Genomic DNA, 15,525 nt, shown 5'->3' with positions numbered 1-15,525 from the left:
CGTATGAGCCGGTCCGGCACACCTGGCTCGAGGTGCACGAACGGGCGCGCCGTATCGCCGGCGGACTGGCCGCGGCCGGTATCGGACACGGTGACGCAGTCGGCGTGCTGGCCGGATTCCCGGTCGAGATCGCCCCGACCGCGCAGGCCCTGTGGATGCGCGGCGCCAGCCTGACGATGCTGCACCAACCCACCCCGCGCACCGACCTCGCCGTGTGGGCCGAGGACACCATGAACGTGATCGCGATGATCGAGGCCAGCGCGGTGATCGTCGCCGAGCCGTTCCTGGTCGCCATCCCGGTGCTGGAGGAAAAGGGCATCAAGGTGCTCACGGTCGGCGACCTGCTCGAGGGTGAGCCGATCGACCCGGTCGAGACCAGTGAAGACGACCTGGCGCTGATGCAGCTGACGTCCGGGTCCACCGGGTCTCCGAAGGCGGTCCAGATCACCCACCGCAACATCTACTCCAACGCCGAGGCCATGTTCATCGGCGCTGAATACGACGTCGACAACGACGTCATGGTCAGCTGGCTGCCCTGCTTCCACGACATGGGCATGGTCGGCTTCTTGACCATCCCGATGTACTTCGGCGCCGAGTTGGTCAAGGTGACGCCGATGGACTTTCTGCGCGACACCTTGCTGTGGGCCAAGCTGATCGACAAGTACAAGGGCACCATGACCGCGGCGCCCAACTTCGCCTACGCGTTGTTCGCCAAGCGGCTGCGCAAGCAGGCCGAGCCCGGCCAGTACGACCTGTCGACGCTGCGGTTCGCGCTGTCCGGCGCCGAGCCCGTCGACCCCGCCGACGTCGAGGACCTGCTGGATGCGGGTAAGGCCTTCGGGCTGAAGCCGTCGGCGATCCTGCCCGCCTACGGCATGGCAGAGACGACGCTCGCGGTGTCGTTTTCCGAGTGCAACGCCGGTCTGGTGGTCGACGAGGTCGACGCCGACCTGCTGGCCGCGCTGCGCCGCGCGGTGCCGTCCAGCAAGGGCAACACCCGGCGGCTGGCATCGCTGGGTCCGCTACTCAAGGATCTTGAGGCCCGCATCGTCGACGAGAACGGTGAGGTGATGCCCCCTCGTGGCGTCGGCGTCATCGAGTTGCGCGGCGAATGTGTGACGCCGGGCTACCTCACCATGGGCGGGTTCCTGCCCGCCCAGGACGAGCACGGCTGGTATGACACCGGCGACCTGGGCTATCTGATGGAAAACGGTCACATCGTGGTGTGCGGCCGCGTGAAGGACGTCATCATCATGGCCGGGCGCAACATCTACCCGACCGACATCGAGCGGGCCGCCGGCCGTGTCGAGGGTGTGCGCACCGGCTGCGCCGTGGCGGTCCGGCTGGACGCGGGGCATTCGCGCGAAACTTTCGCCGTCGCGGTGGAATCCAATGCCTACCAGGACCCTGTCGAGGTGCGCCGCATCGAGCACCAGGTGGCCCACGAGGTCGTCACCGAGGTCGACGTGCGGCCGCGCAACGTCGTTGTGCTCGGCCCCGGCACCATTCCGAAGACGTCGTCGGGCAAGCTGCGCCGGGCAAACTCCGTGACCCTGGTCACCTAGCCGCCCTCACCTAGCCCGGAGCGGCTACCAGGCGTGCACCCGGTTCTGCGCCGGTTCGAGGCCGAGTTCGATCAGTAACTCGGTCGCGTCGGCCGCCTGCTCGCAGACCGTCGGCACCTGCGCACGCTCGGTGGCGGTAAAGGTTTCCAGCACGAACGCCGCCGGGTCTTTGCGTCCGGGCGGGCGCCCGATGCCGATCCGAACCCGCTGAAAGTCTCTGGTGCCGAGCGCGTTTGCCACCGAGCGCAACCCGTTGTGGCCACCTTCGCCGCCACCGAGCTTCAACCGGATCTGGCCGAATTCGATGTCGAGTTCGTCGTGGATGATGACGACGTCAGCTGCCGGCACCGAGTAGAACTTGGCCAGCGGACCCACTTGGCGCCCGGACTCGTTCATGTAGCACCGCGGCTTGGCCAACACGATCGAATGGCCGCCGAGCCGGCCGGTGGCCACCTCTGCGCCGGAGCGCTTGTGAACCTTGAAGTTCGAGCCAAGTCGCACGGCGAGCCGGTCGGCCACCATGAAGCCCAGGTTGTGCCGCGTCTGCGCGTAGCTCGGCCCGGGGTTGCCCAAACCGACCACCAATCGTGGTTGCGCCACGAACTATTCGGAGCCGGACTCGGCTTCGGCCGCCTCGCCCTCACCGTCGGCAGCCCCGCCGGCGGGCTGCTCGCCGGCGTCGCCGCCGCCTTCGCTCTCCAGCTCCTCGGCGGTCGGCGCGTTGACCACGTTGACCACCAGCAGTTCGGGGTCGGCGATCAGGCTCACACCCGGCGGCAATTCGATCTGTCCCGCGGTGAACTGGGTGCCCGGTTCGACGCCCTCAACCGACACAGTCACCGACTGCGGGATCGCCATGGCGTCGGCTTCGATCTCGATGGTGTTGGTCTCCTGGGTGACCAGGGTGCCGGGCACCGCGTCGCCGACGATCTCGACGGCGACCTCGACGGTGACCTTCTCGCCGCGACGGACCACCAGCAGGTCAGCGTGGGTGATGCTGCGCCGGATCGGGTGGATGTCGAGCGCCTTGGTCAGGGCGAACTGTTCGGTCCCCTCGATGTCGAGGGTCAGCACCGCGTTGGTGCCAGAGTGACGCAGAACCGCGGCGAATTCTTTCCCGGGCAGTTCCAGGTGCTGCGGGTCGGCACCGTGGCCGTAGAGCACCGCCGGGATCCTGCCCTTGCGCCGTGCCCGCCGAGAGGCGCCCTTGCCGGTTTCGGCCCGTACCGAGGCGGCGATTTTGTTTGCGGCTCTAGCCATGATGTCGCTCCTGTGTGAGATTCCGGGGCACGGCCAGGATCGCGACTTCTGAGTCGGTCCCCGTCGATAACGGCGGCTTGCACAAGCCACCCTCGCCGTGACGCCTGGTCAGGCTAGCGCATCAGCGGTTCAGAGCGGAAATTTGGTGTTCGTCAGCTGCTCGGACAGCTCCCACAACGCCGCGGCCGTCGCATCGCGTTTGGCCAGCGGGCTACGGCCCACCGGCTTGCTGCGCCCGAACATGCCGAACGCCGGTCCGATGAAGCTGTTACCCGGCACGTCCTGGGACACGGCGTAGAGCGTCTGGCGGGCGCCGAAGTCGGCGTCGGTGGCCAATCGGTTGCCGATCGACATCAGTGCGTCACCGAGCCGGTGGCCGGAGTGCCCCTGCAGGTTGGTGTGCGAGTACCCGGGGTGGGCGGCCACTGCCCGCACCGATGAGCCGGCCGCGTGCAGTCGCCGCTGCAGCTCGGTGGTGAACAGCAGGTTGGCGAGTTTTGACTGGCCGTAGGCTATCCACGCCGAGTAGGGCCGCGCCGTCCAGTTCAGGTCCCGCAGGCTGATGTAACCCATGTAGTGCATCAGCGAGGACACCGTCACGACCCGGTCGGTGATCTTCGGCAACAGCAGGTTGGTCAGCGCGAAGTGGCCGAGGTGGTTGGTGCCGATCTGGCTCTCGAACCCGTCGGCGGTGACGGCGTGTGGGATGGCCATGATGCCGGCGTTGTTCACCAGGATGTCGACTTCAGAGACCCCGCCGGCGAATTGCCGCACCGACGCCAGGTCCTGCAGGTCGAGTTGGCGCACTTCGACGTCGCCGGTCATCTCCCGGGCGGCGGCCTCACCCCGGCCGGGGTTGCGGACGGCCAGGATCACCTGCGCACCGGCCCGGGCCAGTTCGCGGGCGGTCACCGCGCCCAGTCCACTATTGGCTCCGGTGACGATGGCGGTGCGTCCGGCGAAAGAGGGCAGGTCTGCGGCGGTCCACGACGTCATGGCACTCACACTAACGCGGGCGCGTTATTTGGCCGCGACGGTGAAGCCGCGGATGATGGTCTCGATGTCGACGGCGTCGGCGACCGCCTTGTCGGCCAGGCTGGTGACCGCAAGCTGGATCAGATACCTGTCCGGGTCTTCACCGGGACCGTGTGCGATCACGATCCGGTTGATGGTGTGCAGCCGTTGGTCGCCGAGGTTGTAGCTGCCCTCGATCATCGACGACGGGAAGCCGTGAAAGTCGGCATCGGACGACTCCAGCTGCTTGAAGTTCTGGGCGAGCCGGGCATCGTCGTTGCCGTGCTTGACCAATTCTTTGGCGTCGAAAGCGCCGCCCATTTTGAACACGATCAGCATGGCATTGGGAAAGCTGTCGGCTTTGGCGATCAACTCCGTGGTCTGCGGGATGTTGGCCCGGTTGATTTTCTGCCAGCCTGCGGGGATCGGTATCGACACGGTCAAGTCGGGCACCTGATCGGGCGCGATCGGCGAACCGGACACCCCGTTGCTTTCCAGGTACTGCGAAAAGGGCACTGGCTTTTCGTTGGGCACTGCGCTGGTGGTCGTCGGTGTCGTTGACCAAATCGACTGGTAATCAGGGTTTTTCGGCCCGCATCCGATAACGGAAACGGCAAAGGCCGCCAGTGTCGCGGCGATCCGTACCCGGCGTCTCACAGGATTTCGCGGACCGTGTCGACCGGGCGGGCCAGTCGGGTACCTTTCGGCGTGACGACAAACGGCCGCTCGATCAGGACGGGCTGCTGGGCCATCTAAGCGTCCCCATCGAATAGCCCTGTGACCGAACCGTTTTCGAATACCGCGCGGATGGTGCTGGCCAGCAGCGGGGCGATGGACAGGACGGTCAATTGCGGGAAGCGCTTCTCCTCGCCGATCGGCAGGGTGTTGGTGACGATCACCTCGCGAGCGCCGCACGCCGCCAGCCGTTCGGCCGCCGGGTCGGATAGGACGCCATGGGTGGCCGCGATGACCACGTCCTTGGCGCCGTCGTCGCGAAGCAGCTTCACCGCGCCGGCGATGGTGCCACCGGTGTCGATCATGTCGTCGATCAGCACGCAGGTTTTCCCGGCGACCTCACCCACCACGCGGTTGGACACCACCTGGTTAGGCACCCGCGGATCGCGGGTCTTGTGGATGAACGCCAGCGGCACGCCACCCAGCGCGTCGGCCCACTTCTCGGCGATGCGCACCCGCCCGGAGTCGGGTGAGACCACGACCATGTTGCCGTCCGGGTAGTTGTCCCCGATGTAGCCGGTGAGCAGGTTCTGCCCGCGCATGTGGTCGACCGGCCCGTCGAAGAATCCCTGGATCTGGTCGGTGTGCAGGTCTACGGTCACGATCCGGTCGGCACCGGCGGTCTTGAGCAGGTCGGCGACCAGTCGCGCCGAGATCGGTTCGCGGCCGCGGTGCTTCTTGTCCTGGCGTGCATACGGGTAGAACGGCAAGACCGCGGTGATCCGCTTGGCGCTGCCCCGTTTGAGCGCGTCGATCATGATCAGCGATTCCATCAGCCAGTCGTTCACCGGCGCCGGGGCCGACTGCAGCACGAACGCGTCGCAGCCACGCACCGACTCGTTGAAGCGGACGAAGATCTCGCCGTTGGCGAACTCGCGGGCCGTCTGCGCGGTCACGTGGGTGTCGAGTTCCTTGGCGACCTGCTCGGCCAGCTCCGGATGCGCGCGGCCGGAGAAGAGCATCAGGTTCTTGCGGTTATCGGTCCAGTCGTTGCTCACGTGCCGCCCTCACTGCTTTGGATCGGATGACTGTCTTGGGAATATTAGGTAGCGAAACGCCGGCCGGCTGCAGCGCCCCTGGCGTCACGTCGGCTCGTCGGGCGCTTGTCGTGCCTGCTCGGCGGCACGAGCGGCGGCGCTGCCGGGCCGCTTGCGTTCGACCCAGCCTTCGATGTTGCGCTGCTTGCCGCCGGACACCGCCAGCGCGCCCGGTGGCACATTCTCCCGCACCACCGTGCCGGCTCCGGTGTAGGCACCGTCGCCGACGGCGACCGGCGCGATGAACATGGTGTCGGAGCCGGTGCGGACGTGCGAGCCTACCGTCGTGCGCTGTTTGGACGTGCCGTCGTAGTTGACGAAGACGCTGGAAGCGCCGATGTTGCTGTGCTCACCGATGTCGGCATCGCCGACGTAGGTCAGGTGCGGAACTTTGGTGCCGGTGCCGATGGTGGCGTTCTTGGTCTCGACGAAGGCGCCCAGCTTGCCGTCGGCGCCCAAGGTGGTGCCGGGCCGCAGGTAGGTGAACGGGCCGACGACGGCGCCGGCGCCGATCGCGGCGTCGGTGCCGTGGGTGCGCACCACTGACGCGCCGTCGCCAACGGTGACGTCGGTCAGCGTGCTGTCGGGTCCGATGACGCAGCGCCTGCCGACGCGGGTGCCGCCGAGTAGCTGCGTTCCGGGTTGGATGATCGTGTCGCGGCCGATGCTCACGTCGACGTCGACCCACGTCGTCGCGGGATCGACGACGGTGACGCCGGCCAGCTGATGGGCCGTCACGATACGACGGTTGAGTTCGGCGGCCAGGTCGGCCAGCTGCACCCGGTTGTTGACACCGGCCACCAGCGCGCTGTCGTCGACGTGGCGCGCCTGCACCACCTGCCCGTCCTGCCGGACGATCGCGATCACGTCGGTCAGGTATAGCTCTTGTTGGGCGTTGTCGGCCGACAGCCGGCTCAACGCAGAGCGCAGCGCCGCGATGTCGAAGGCGTAGACACCGGCGTTGACCTCGCGGATCTGGAGCTGGGAGGGCGTCGCGTCGGCCTGCTCGACGATCGCGATCACCTCGTTGTCCTGCGTGCGCAGGGCGCGGCCGTAACCGGTCGGGTCGGCCAGCGTGGTGGTCAGCACGGTGACGGCCGCGCCGCACGCGTTGTGGCTGCTCACCAGGTCGGCCAGAGTGTCGGCGCCGAGCAGCGGGACGTCGCCGGCGGTGACAACCACGACGCCACGGAAGTCGTCGGGCAACGCGGTCAGGCCGCACAGCACCGCGTGGCCGGTGCCGAGCTGTTGGTCCTGCAGGGCCACATCGATCGGGCGGCCAAGCGTTTCGGTCAGTTCACCGATGGACCGCTCGATGCGTTCGTGATCGTGGCCGAGCACCACCACCAGATGTTGCGGCGCCATCTTGGTGATCGCATGCAGCGCGTGCGCCAGCATGCTGCGGCCGGCCAGCGTGTGCAGCACCTTCGGGATGTCGGACCGCATCCGGGTGCCTGCCCCGGCGGCCAGGACAATGACGGCCGACTCGCCGTGCTCAGTCGTCCCGGCCATCCAACCCTCCCTCGCAGCGCGCCGCCACCGGCTCAGCGTGTCATTATCCGCATGCCCGCGGCAAAACGGAGGCATCAACGCCGGAAGCGGCAACGAACGGGCCGGCTCAGTCGGTGCGCTCGAGGTGGCGCAGCGCCTCGCGGGCCAGGAATTCGCGATAGTAGCCCAGCGACGCTTCGCTGACGATCGCTGGAAAAAGCAGCCCCCACATCTGAGTGAGCCGCCGAACGAGATCGCTGCCGTCGGCCGTCCACTGACCCATGATCCGGGCGCCGAACGTCGCTGCGATAATCGCCTCACTGACCGCCTGCGGGTCGAGGTCAGCCCGGATGTCGCCCTCGGCGATTGCGCGCCGGGTCTGCGTGGCTATCGACTCGATCACCGCGGGGTGGGACGTGCCGGCGATGTCGTTGAACTTGCCGAACGCGAGGCTCAACTGCTCGGCGGTGCGCACAACGTCGTTGGTGGCGAACAGGTCTGCAGTGACGAAAGTCCCATGCAGGATGTTTTCCAGCGCCGGAGAAAACGGGTCCGACATGGCCGCCAGGTTGGTGATGACAAGGTTGGCGCCGTCTTCGATGATGGCCGAGGCCAGCGACGCCATCGAATCGAAGTGGTGATAGAACGCTCCCTTGGTCATCCCGGTGCGCTCGATGATCGTGCCGCGATCGGCCGCGGCGAACCCGACCTCGGTGAAGACCTCGACGGCGGCGTCGAGGATTTTGCGTCGGGTCGCTTCCGATCGAACCTGGCGGGCCATCGCCTTTACCTCCGGAATTCCGGTTGTGTGCGCCAAGCGGCGGCGAGCAAGTCCGGGCGGTGCGGCGCTACCAACCTCGATCACCTGCGGTGGCCGGCTGAGTCGGGGTTGTTCGAGTTTGGGTTCTTCGAGTCTGGTTTCCCCGAGTTTGGGTTCTCCGGGTGTGGGTTCTCCGGGTCTGGGCTTCCCGGGTTTGGGCTTCCCGACTTTGGGCTTCCCGACTTTGGGCTTGAGGCGTATCCGTTGCAGCCAACACGGAGCTGACCATGATCGTCGTACGTCGCTTGATGAACTGATGGAAGTAATCGATACGCTCCGGGCGGACGATGCCGCGCAGCGCGAGTATCCACGTCTGCTCCAGATCGCGAAGAAATCGCTCAGGCTCGTCGAGGTCACTGGTTTGACGCAATCCCATGTAGATCGACACCAGCAGGCGCCCCACGTTGTGCGGGTCGCAATCGTCGAAGATGTCGCCCTCGCCGATTGCGCGCCGGACGGCGAGCGCGAAGCTGTCGATCCAGGACTTCAGCAGCAGCACCGGCAGGTCGTCAACCCGGCCCATCGACTCGACCAGATTCAACGCCGCGCGGCAGCTGTCGTCGCTGATGTCGCGGACCGCCAGCTGGTAGGACAAGTCGATCGCGATCTCCAGGCCGGATAGTTTCCGGGCCAGCAGCCCCGCCGCCACCTGAGAAGATCGTGTTGTCTCTTCCTCGATGACCGCCAGCGCCAGGTCTTGCTTGGCGCTGAAGTGGAAATACATTGCACCCTTGGTGAATTCGGCATCCGCAAGCACGCGGTCAATGCCGACCTGATGAAAGGGAAACCGTGAAAACTGGCGTGCCGCTGCGCACAGAATCTGCTGGCGTGTGGACACGGCTCGGCGATCGGTCGTTTCGGTCATGGGTGAGCCACCTAGTCGCGCCTCGCCGCTGGGGGACGCGCAACCGGCCCAGGGTCTAGAGGCGTTGTCGGAGGAATCGTGAAAGCCCCTTTTATCGAGGCGTATTGAGCTTAGTTCAACTATGTCTCGCAACGTCCGTCGGCGCGGCCCTCCGCGATCCGATGCGCCGCCGGTTCGACATTCCGAAGCGGTCGCAGCTCGGGTCCGATAACTCCATCGAAAAGGCGTTCGAGTCCAGATGCCCCGTCGGGCCATCTGGCAAGCACGTCGCTGGCGCTGTGCTGCGATGTGAAGCTCCGTCGCCAGGACTCGAACCTGAACTGTCTGAACCAAAATCAGAAGTGCTGCCGATTACACCACGACGGATAGCTGCGAGCGGCGGTGAAGACCGCGTCCACTCTAGACGACCGTGGGGGCGGATCGCCGACCGCGACCGGGGGATAACCTATGAGGCGTGGCCGCGCCGGATAAGGAAACCAGGGCGCCCCGCACCAGGATGACCGGGAGCGAGCGCCGCCATCAACTCATCGACATCGCGCGGTCGCTGTTCGCCGAGCGGGGCTACGAAGGAACCTCGATCGAGGAGATCGCGCTTCGCGCCAACGTTTCCAAGCCCGTCGTCTACGAGCACTTCGGCGGCAAAGAAGGCCTGTACGCGGTGGTCGTCGACCGCGAGATGTCCTCGCTGCTGGACCGCATCACGTCGTCGCTGACCAACAACCGATCCCGGGTGCGGGTCGAGACGGTGGCACTCGCGCTGCTGACGTATGTCGAGGAACACACCGACGGATTCCGGATCATGATCCGCGACTCACCGGCGGCGATCAGCTCGGGCACCTACTCCAGCCTGCTCAACGATGCGGTCAACCAGGTCAGCTCGATCCTGGCCGGCGACTTCGCGCGCCGCGGCCTGGACTCCGACCTCGCCCCGCTGTACGCGCAGGCGCTGGTCGGATCGGTGTCGATGACCGCGCAGTGGTGGCTCGACACCCGGGAGCCCAAGAAAGAAGTGGTGGCCGCCCACCTGGTCAACTTGATGTGGAACGGCTTGACCCATCTGGAAGCCGATCCGCACCTGCAGGGTGAATAGCTGTTTCTCCAAATGCCGTGCCGTGACGGGTCGTTGACGGCGCTGGATCAATATCGATGAGGTGGTAACCAATACAATGGCCGCATCATGACCGCATCGGGGCCGGAGTCTGTCGATACCCCGATATCGGGGCTGGTGGAGTTGGCGCTGCGTACGCCGACGCTGAAGCGACTCATCGACCTGGCGGCCGACCGGCCCGCGGAATTGGCGTTGGTCGGACCGGCCAGCTCGCGGGTGTTCGTTGCCGGCGCGCTGGCCCGGCATGGGCCGCTGCTGGTCGTCACCGCGACCGGGCGCGAGGCCGACGACCTCACCGCTGAGTTGCGCGGTGTGCTCGGTGACGCGGTCGCGATGTTCCCGTCCTGGGAGACGCTGCCGCACGAGCGGCTCTCGCCCGGCGTCGACACCGTGGGCGCCCGGATGATGCTGCTGCGCAGGCTGACGCACCCGCAGGACGCGCGGCTGGGTCCGCCGCTGCAGGTGGTGGTCACCGCCGTCCGCTCGCTGCTGCAGCCGATGGCGTCCCGGCTCGGCCTCGCCGAGCCCCTGACGCTGACCGTCGGCGACGAGCTGGCCTTCTCCGAGGTCATCACCCGACTGGTCGAGCTGGCCTACACCCGGGTGGACATGGTCGGGAAACGCGGCGAATTCGCGGTCCGCGGTGGAATTCTCGACGTTTTCGCACCGACCGCCGAGCATCCGGTACGGGTGGAGTTCTGGGGCGACGAGGTCAGCGAGATGCGGATGTTCGCGGTGGCCGACCAGCGGTCGATCCCCGAGATCAGCGTCGAGCATCTGGTCGCGATGCCCTGTCGCGAGCTGTTGCTGACCGACGACGTGCGCGCCCGGGCGGCCGAGCTCGCCGGACAACAGCCGCCGCCCGAGCACGGTGTCATGGGTGGCGTCGGCGACATGCTGGCCAAGCTCGCCGAGGGCATCCCGGTCGACGGCATGGAGGCACTGCTCTCGGTGCTATGTCCCGCGGAAGATGGGGCGCTGGCCCTGCTGACCGATCAGTTCGCCGACGGTACGCCGGTACTGGTGTGCGACCCGGAGAAGGTCCGAACCCGGGCGGCCGACCTGATCAAGACCGGCCGCGAATTCCTCGACGCGTCATGGTCGGTGGCCGCGGTGGGCGGTGACTCGCCGATCGACGTCGCCCAACTCGGTGGATCGGGATTTCGCGAACTCGACGAGGTGCGCGACGCGGCGCGTCAAACCGGGCGTCCGTGGTGGACGCTGTCTCAGCTGTCCGACGAATCGGCGATCGAACTGGACATCCGTGCGTCACCGTCGGCCCGCGGCCACCAGCGTGACATCGACGAGCTGTTCGCGATGCTGCGCGCGCACGTCGCGACCGGTGGGTCCGCCGCGATCGTCGCACCGGGCACCGGAACCGCGCACCGCGTCGTCGAGCAGCTCGCCGAATCCGACACGCCGGCAATGCTGTTGGAGCCCGGAGCCGAGCCCAAACCCGGCGTCGTCGGCGTGCTCAAGGGCCCGCTGCACGACGGGCTTGTCTTCCCGGGCGCTGGCCTCGTGATCGTCACCGAAACGGACCTGACCGGCAACCGGGTCGCCGCCACCGACGGCAAACGGCTCGCGGCGAAACGCCGCAACACCGTCGACCCGCTGGCCCTGACCGCGGGCGATCTGGTCGTACACGACCAGCACGGCATCGGCCGGTTCGTCGAGATGACCGAACGCACCGTCGGCGGTGCGCGACGGGAATACCTCGTGCTGGAATACGCCTCGAGCAAGCGGGGCCAGAACGTGACCGACAAGCTCTACGTGCCAATGGATTCGCTGGATCAGCTGTCGCGCTATGTCGGCGGGCAGGCGCCGTCGCTGAGCCGACTCGGCGGCAGCGACTGGGCCAACACCAAAACCAAGGCCCGCAAGGCGGTCCGCGAGATCGCCGGCGAACTGGTGGCGTTGTACGCCAAGCGGCAGGCCAGCGCGGGGCACGCGTTCGGCCCGGACACGCCGTGGCAGGCCGAGATGGAAGACGCATTCGGTTTCACCGAGACCGTCGACCAGCTCACCGCGATCACCGAGGTGAAGTCGGACATGGAAAAGCCAGTCCCGATGGACCGGGTGATCTGCGGCGACGTCGGCTATGGCAAGACCGAGATCGCGGTCCGGGCTGCGTTCAAGGCGGTCCAGGACGGCAAGCAGGTTGCGGTGCTGGTGCCCACCACGCTGCTGGCCGACCAGCATCTGCAGACATTCACGGCACGGATGGCCGGTTTCCCGGTCCGGATCAAGGGCCTGTCGAGATTCACCGAGCCCGCTGAATCCCGGGCCGTCATCGATGGTTTGGCCGACGGCACGGTCGACATCGTGATCGGCACCCATCGGCTGCTGCAGACCGGGGTGCGCTGGAAAGACCTCGGCCTGGTGGTCGTCGACGAAGAGCAGCGCTTCGGCGTCGAACACAAGGAGCACATCAAGTCGCTGCGCACTCATGTCGACGTGCTCACCATGAGCGCCACCCCGATCCCGCGCACCCTGGAGATGAGCTTGGCCGGCATTCGCGAGATGTCGACGATCCTGACCCCGCCCGAGGAGCGCTACCCGGTGCTGACCTACGTCGGCGCGCACGACGACAAGCAGATCGCCGCGGCGCTGCGCCGGGAACTGCTGCGCGACGGGCAGGCTTTCTACGTGCACAACCGGGTCAGCTCGATCGACGGCGCGGCGGCGCGGGTGCGCGAGCTGGTGCCCGAAGCCAAGGTCGCCGTCGCGCACGGGCAGATGAGCGAGGACCTGCTCGAAACCACCGTGGAGGGATTCTGGAACCGCGAGTTCGACATCCTGGTGTGCACCACGATCGTCGAGACCGGGCTGGACATCTCCAACGCCAACACGCTGATCGTCGAGCGCGCCGACACTTTCGGTCTGTCTCAGCTACACCAGCTGCGCGGCCGGGTCGGGCGCAGCCGGGAGCGCGGCTATGCCTACTTTCTGTATCCGCAACACACGCCGCTGACCGAGACCGCCTACGACCGGTTGGCGACGATCGCCCAGAACAACGACCTGGGCGCCGGCATGGCGGTGGCGATGAAGGACCTGGAAATTCGTGGTGCCGGCAACGTCCTGGGTGCCGAGCAGTCCGGGCACGTCGCCGGGGTGGGCTTCGACCTCTATGTCCGCCTGATAGCCGAGGCCGTAGAAGGGTATCGAGCGGCGTACCGCGCCGCGGCCGACGGGCAGACCGTGCTCAGCCCCGAGGAGCCCAAAGACGTACGGATCGATCTGCCGGTCGACGCGCACCTGCCGCCGGACTACATCCCCAGCGATCGGTTACGGCTCGAAGGCTATCGCCGGCTGGCCGCGGCGGCCGACAACGCTGCGGTGGACTCGGTGGTTGACGAGCTGATTGACCGCTACGGCGCGTTGCCCGAAACCGCCGAGTTGCTGGTGGCCGTGGCGCGACTACGGCTGATCTGTCGCTCGGCCGGGATCACCGAAGTGTCCACGGCCTCAGCGGCCACGCTGCGGCTGTCGCCGCTGACCTTGCCGGACTCTGCGCAGGTACGGTTGGCCCGTCGCTATCCGGGTGCGGGCTACCGCGCGACCACATCGACCGTGCAGGTTCCGATTCCCCGCGTCGGTGGGGTGGGTGCGCCCCGCATCCGCGACTTGGAATTAGTGCAGTTCGTAGGCCAATTGGTAGCGGCGCTGGTCGGCAAACCGGGAGAATCGACGCCGGGGGCCGAGCGGCGCGCACAATGACCTTCGCCGGTAGTGAGGAGGGGCGACGATGACTGTCATCTTGGTTGACCCGCGACGGCCGTCGCTGGTTCCGGTGGAAGCTATCGAACTGCTCTCCGGCGAAGTCCAGTACACCGAGGAGATGCCGATCGCGGTGCCGTGGTCGTTGCCGGCGGCGCGCCCTTCCCATACCGGGGAAGACGCTGCGGTGCTGCTGTCCTCCGATCCCGAGCATCCTTCGGTGACGGCGCGGTTGGCCGCCGGCGAGCGATTGATCTCTGCGCCCAGCCCGCAGCCGGGCGAGCGGCTGGTGGACGCAGTCGCGGTGATGGACAAACTGCGGACCGCCGGGCCCTGGGAGAGCAAGCAGACCCACGACTCGCTGCGCCGCTTCCTGTTGGAGGAAACCTACGAGCTGTTCGACGCGGTGCGCAGCGGCGACGCCGATTCGCTGCGCGATGAGCTCGGCGACGTGCTGCTGCAGGTGCTGTTCCATGCGCGTATCGCCGAGGACGCACCGGCGCACCCGTTCACCATCGACGACGTCGCCGACGCGTTGCTGCGCAAGCTGGGTAACAGGGCTCCGGGAGTGCTTGCCGGAGAGTCGATCTCGCTGGAAGAGCAGCTGGTGCAATGGGAGGAGCGCAAAGCCCAGGAAAAGCCCCGCAATTCGGTTCTGGGTACCGTGCCCACTGGCCAGCCGGCTTTGGCATTGGCGCACAAGGTGCTGCAAAGGGTCACCAAAGCCGGCTTCCCTTCGGACCTGGTGCCGGCGAACGTCACCACGGTCACGGTGACCGCCGATGTCGACGCCGAAGACGCCTTGCGCACCGCAGTGCTGGAGTTCATGGACACCGTGCGCGCCGTGGAAAAGGCGATCGCCGCCGAGCGTCGCGCGCCCGACGTCCCCGCCGAACTGGAGGCCGCCCCGCTCGGCTCCATCGTTGAAGAAGAATGGCGGAGCTGCTGGCCGGTGGATAGCGCAACGGCCGACCTTGAAGTCGAAACCATGCACGCTGCCGACGGTGCCGGTGCCGACTGACTATCCCGCGAGTGTGCGGCTGGCCGCATGCTCGAGCACCACACTGCGGCTGGCCGCAGTGTGGGCTGTACGCCCGTAGGCCGTCGCACTCGAATCTCATGGGACGATGGTCATGGAAATCGTGTCTTAGGGGTGTTGTGTGTCGCCGGTTCGTTGGCTGCGCGCGTTGGCCGTCGTAGGCGCAACGGCGCTGCTGTTGGCATCCAGCTGCTCATGGCAGCTGGGTCCTCACATTCCCAAAGGTGTGCCGCCGCCTCCAGGTGCCGCAGTGCCTCCGGTCGATACCTACGTCAAGGGCCGACCCGCCGACCAGTTGCACGCGTGGGCCGCCGGGCTCGCCCCGGCATTGCGCATCCCGGTGACCGCTCTGGAGGCGTACGGCTACGCCGCGCGGGTCGCCGAGGTGGAGAACCCGAACTGCCATATCGCCTGGACAACGCTGGCCGGCATTGGGCAGGTGGAGAGCCACCACGGCACCTACCACCACGCGACGCTGTTGCCCAACGGCGATGTGCGTCCACCGATCAGGGGTGTGGTGCTCGACGGGACCAACGGCACGATGCGGATCATCGACAGTGTGGCGGGGATCGCCGGCGAGCCGGGGGGGATGGACGGTCAGCCCGACACCGTGCGGGCAATGGGGCCGATGCAGTTCATTCCCGAGACGTGGCGGGAGTACGGCGTCGACGCCAACAACGACGGTAAGGTCGATGTGGACAACATCGACGACGCCGCGCTGTCCGCTGCCGGGTATTTGTGCTGGCGGGGGAAGGATCTCGCCACCCCACGCGGGTGGATCACGGCGCTGTGGGCCTACAACGACTCGGACGTCTATGCCCGCGCCGTGCGAGATTGGGCTACCGCCTATGCGGACGGGCACTCGCTCTGA

12 protein-coding genes, 1 tRNA gene and 2 pseudogenes are annotated in these 15,525 nt (G+C 67.0%); 5 read left to right on the top strand and 10 right to left on the bottom strand.

Translation table 11 applies throughout. The features are described 5' to 3' along the window. A partial coding sequence (locus AC2VOG_RS05110; protein WP_486938832.1) for a fatty acyl-AMP ligase occupies window positions 1-1,565 on the top strand: 1,565 nt, incomplete at its 5' end. Between the two features lie 24 nt (window positions 1,566-1,589). Here the strand turns inward: AC2VOG_RS05110 and pth are convergent. From pth to AC2VOG_RS05060, 10 genes and pseudogenes are all read right to left on the bottom strand, one after another. Next, window positions 1,590-2,165, bottom strand: coding sequence for an aminoacyl-tRNA hydrolase (gene pth / locus AC2VOG_RS05105; RefSeq protein ID WP_486938831.1), 576 nt, complete (start codon window positions 2,163-2,165; stop codon window positions 1,590-1,592). A gap of 3 nt (window positions 2,166-2,168) precedes the next feature. After that, on the bottom strand, window positions 2,169-2,825 hold the full coding sequence (locus AC2VOG_RS05100) for a 50S ribosomal protein L25/general stress protein Ctc (protein ID WP_486938830.1): 657 nt from the start codon (window positions 2,823-2,825) through the stop codon (window positions 2,169-2,171). Between the two features lie 129 nt (window positions 2,826-2,954). Then, the gene (locus AC2VOG_RS05095) at window positions 2,955-3,821 is read right to left on the bottom strand and encodes an oxidoreductase (RefSeq protein WP_486938829.1); all 867 of its coding nucleotides are present in this window, start codon (window positions 3,819-3,821) and stop codon (window positions 2,955-2,957) included. 24 nt (window positions 3,822-3,845) lie between these two features. Beyond that, complete coding sequence (locus tag AC2VOG_RS05090; RefSeq protein WP_486938828.1) at window positions 3,846-4,496, bottom strand: LpqN/LpqT family lipoprotein; 651 nt, start codon at window positions 4,494-4,496, stop codon at window positions 3,846-3,848. Next, window positions 4,493-4,591, bottom strand: a pseudogene (locus AC2VOG_RS05085) (arsenate reductase (glutaredoxin)); the annotation flags it as partial. The gene AC2VOG_RS05090 and the pseudogene AC2VOG_RS05085, both read right to left, overlap by 4 nt. Beyond that, entirely contained in the window at window positions 4,592-5,572 is a 981-nt protein-coding gene (locus tag AC2VOG_RS05080; protein ID WP_486938827.1) for a ribose-phosphate diphosphokinase, read from the bottom strand. A gap of 84 nt (window positions 5,573-5,656) precedes the next feature. Next, window positions 5,657-7,123 carry a bifunctional UDP-N-acetylglucosamine diphosphorylase/glucosamine-1-phosphate N-acetyltransferase GlmU gene (gene glmU / locus AC2VOG_RS05075; RefSeq protein ID WP_486938826.1) on the bottom strand — a complete coding sequence of 489 codons (1,467 nt, stop codon included), beginning with the start codon at window positions 7,121-7,123 and terminating at the stop codon, window positions 5,657-5,659. 106 nt (window positions 7,124-7,229) lie between these two features. Continuing rightward, entirely contained in the window at window positions 7,230-7,883 is a 654-nt protein-coding gene (locus AC2VOG_RS05070; protein ID WP_486938825.1) for a TetR family transcriptional regulator, read from the bottom strand. Window positions 7,884-8,121: 238 nt separating this feature from the next. Further along, window positions 8,122-8,787, bottom strand: a pseudogene (locus AC2VOG_RS05065) (TetR family transcriptional regulator); the annotation flags it as partial. 294 nt (window positions 8,788-9,081) lie between these two features. After that, window positions 9,082-9,153: transfer RNA gene (locus AC2VOG_RS05060), tRNA-Gln, on the bottom strand. A 130-nt stretch (window positions 9,154-9,283) separates the two neighbouring features. Between AC2VOG_RS05060 and AC2VOG_RS05055 the strand changes: the two genes are divergently transcribed. From AC2VOG_RS05055 to AC2VOG_RS05040, 4 genes are all read left to right on the top strand, one after another. Beyond that, entirely contained in the window at window positions 9,284-9,877 is a 594-nt protein-coding gene (locus AC2VOG_RS05055) for a TetR/AcrR family transcriptional regulator (protein WP_486938833.1), read from the top strand. Window positions 9,878-9,964: 87 nt separating this feature from the next. Further along, a complete protein-coding gene (gene mfd, locus AC2VOG_RS05050; RefSeq protein WP_486938824.1) occupies window positions 9,965-13,615 on the top strand; it encodes a transcription-repair coupling factor in 3,651 nt (1,216 codons plus the stop codon). A gap of 28 nt (window positions 13,616-13,643) precedes the next feature. Then, the gene (locus AC2VOG_RS05045; protein ID WP_486938823.1) at window positions 13,644-14,636 is read left to right on the top strand and encodes a nucleoside triphosphate pyrophosphohydrolase; all 993 of its coding nucleotides are present in this window, start codon (window positions 13,644-13,646) and stop codon (window positions 14,634-14,636) included. Window positions 14,637-14,775: 139 nt separating this feature from the next. Beyond that, entirely contained in the window at window positions 14,776-15,525 is a 750-nt protein-coding gene (locus AC2VOG_RS05040) for a lytic transglycosylase domain-containing protein (RefSeq protein WP_486938822.1), read from the top strand.

This window comes from Mycobacterium sp. TH-M11, assembly GCF_057473725.1.
Note: the sequence above shows the minus strand (reverse complement) of the source record. Positions and strands in the feature narration are given on the sequence as shown.

Excerpts from the sequence above, each read along its gene's own strand:
- AC2VOG_RS05100 (WP_486938830.1), bottom strand. The coding sequence starts at position 2,825 with ATGGCTAGAGCCGCAAACAAAATCGCCGCCTCGGTACGGGCCGAAACC.
- AC2VOG_RS05095 (WP_486938829.1), bottom strand. The coding sequence starts at position 3,821 with ATGACGTCGTGGACCGCCGCAGACCTGCCCTCTTTCGCCGGACGCACC.
- glmU (WP_486938826.1), bottom strand. The coding sequence starts at position 7,123 with ATGGCCGGGACGACTGAGCACGGCGAGTCGGCCGTCATTGTCCTGGCC.
- AC2VOG_RS05070 (WP_486938825.1), bottom strand. The coding sequence starts at position 7,883 with ATGGCCCGCCAGGTTCGATCGGAAGCGACCCGACGCAAAATCCTCGAC.
- AC2VOG_RS05055 (WP_486938833.1), top strand. The coding sequence starts at position 9,284 with ATGACCGGGAGCGAGCGCCGCCATCAACTCATCGACATCGCGCGGTCG.
- mfd (WP_486938824.1), top strand. The coding sequence starts at position 9,965 with ATGACCGCATCGGGGCCGGAGTCTGTCGATACCCCGATATCGGGGCTG.
- AC2VOG_RS05045 (WP_486938823.1), top strand. The coding sequence starts at position 13,644 with ATGACTGTCATCTTGGTTGACCCGCGACGGCCGTCGCTGGTTCCGGTG.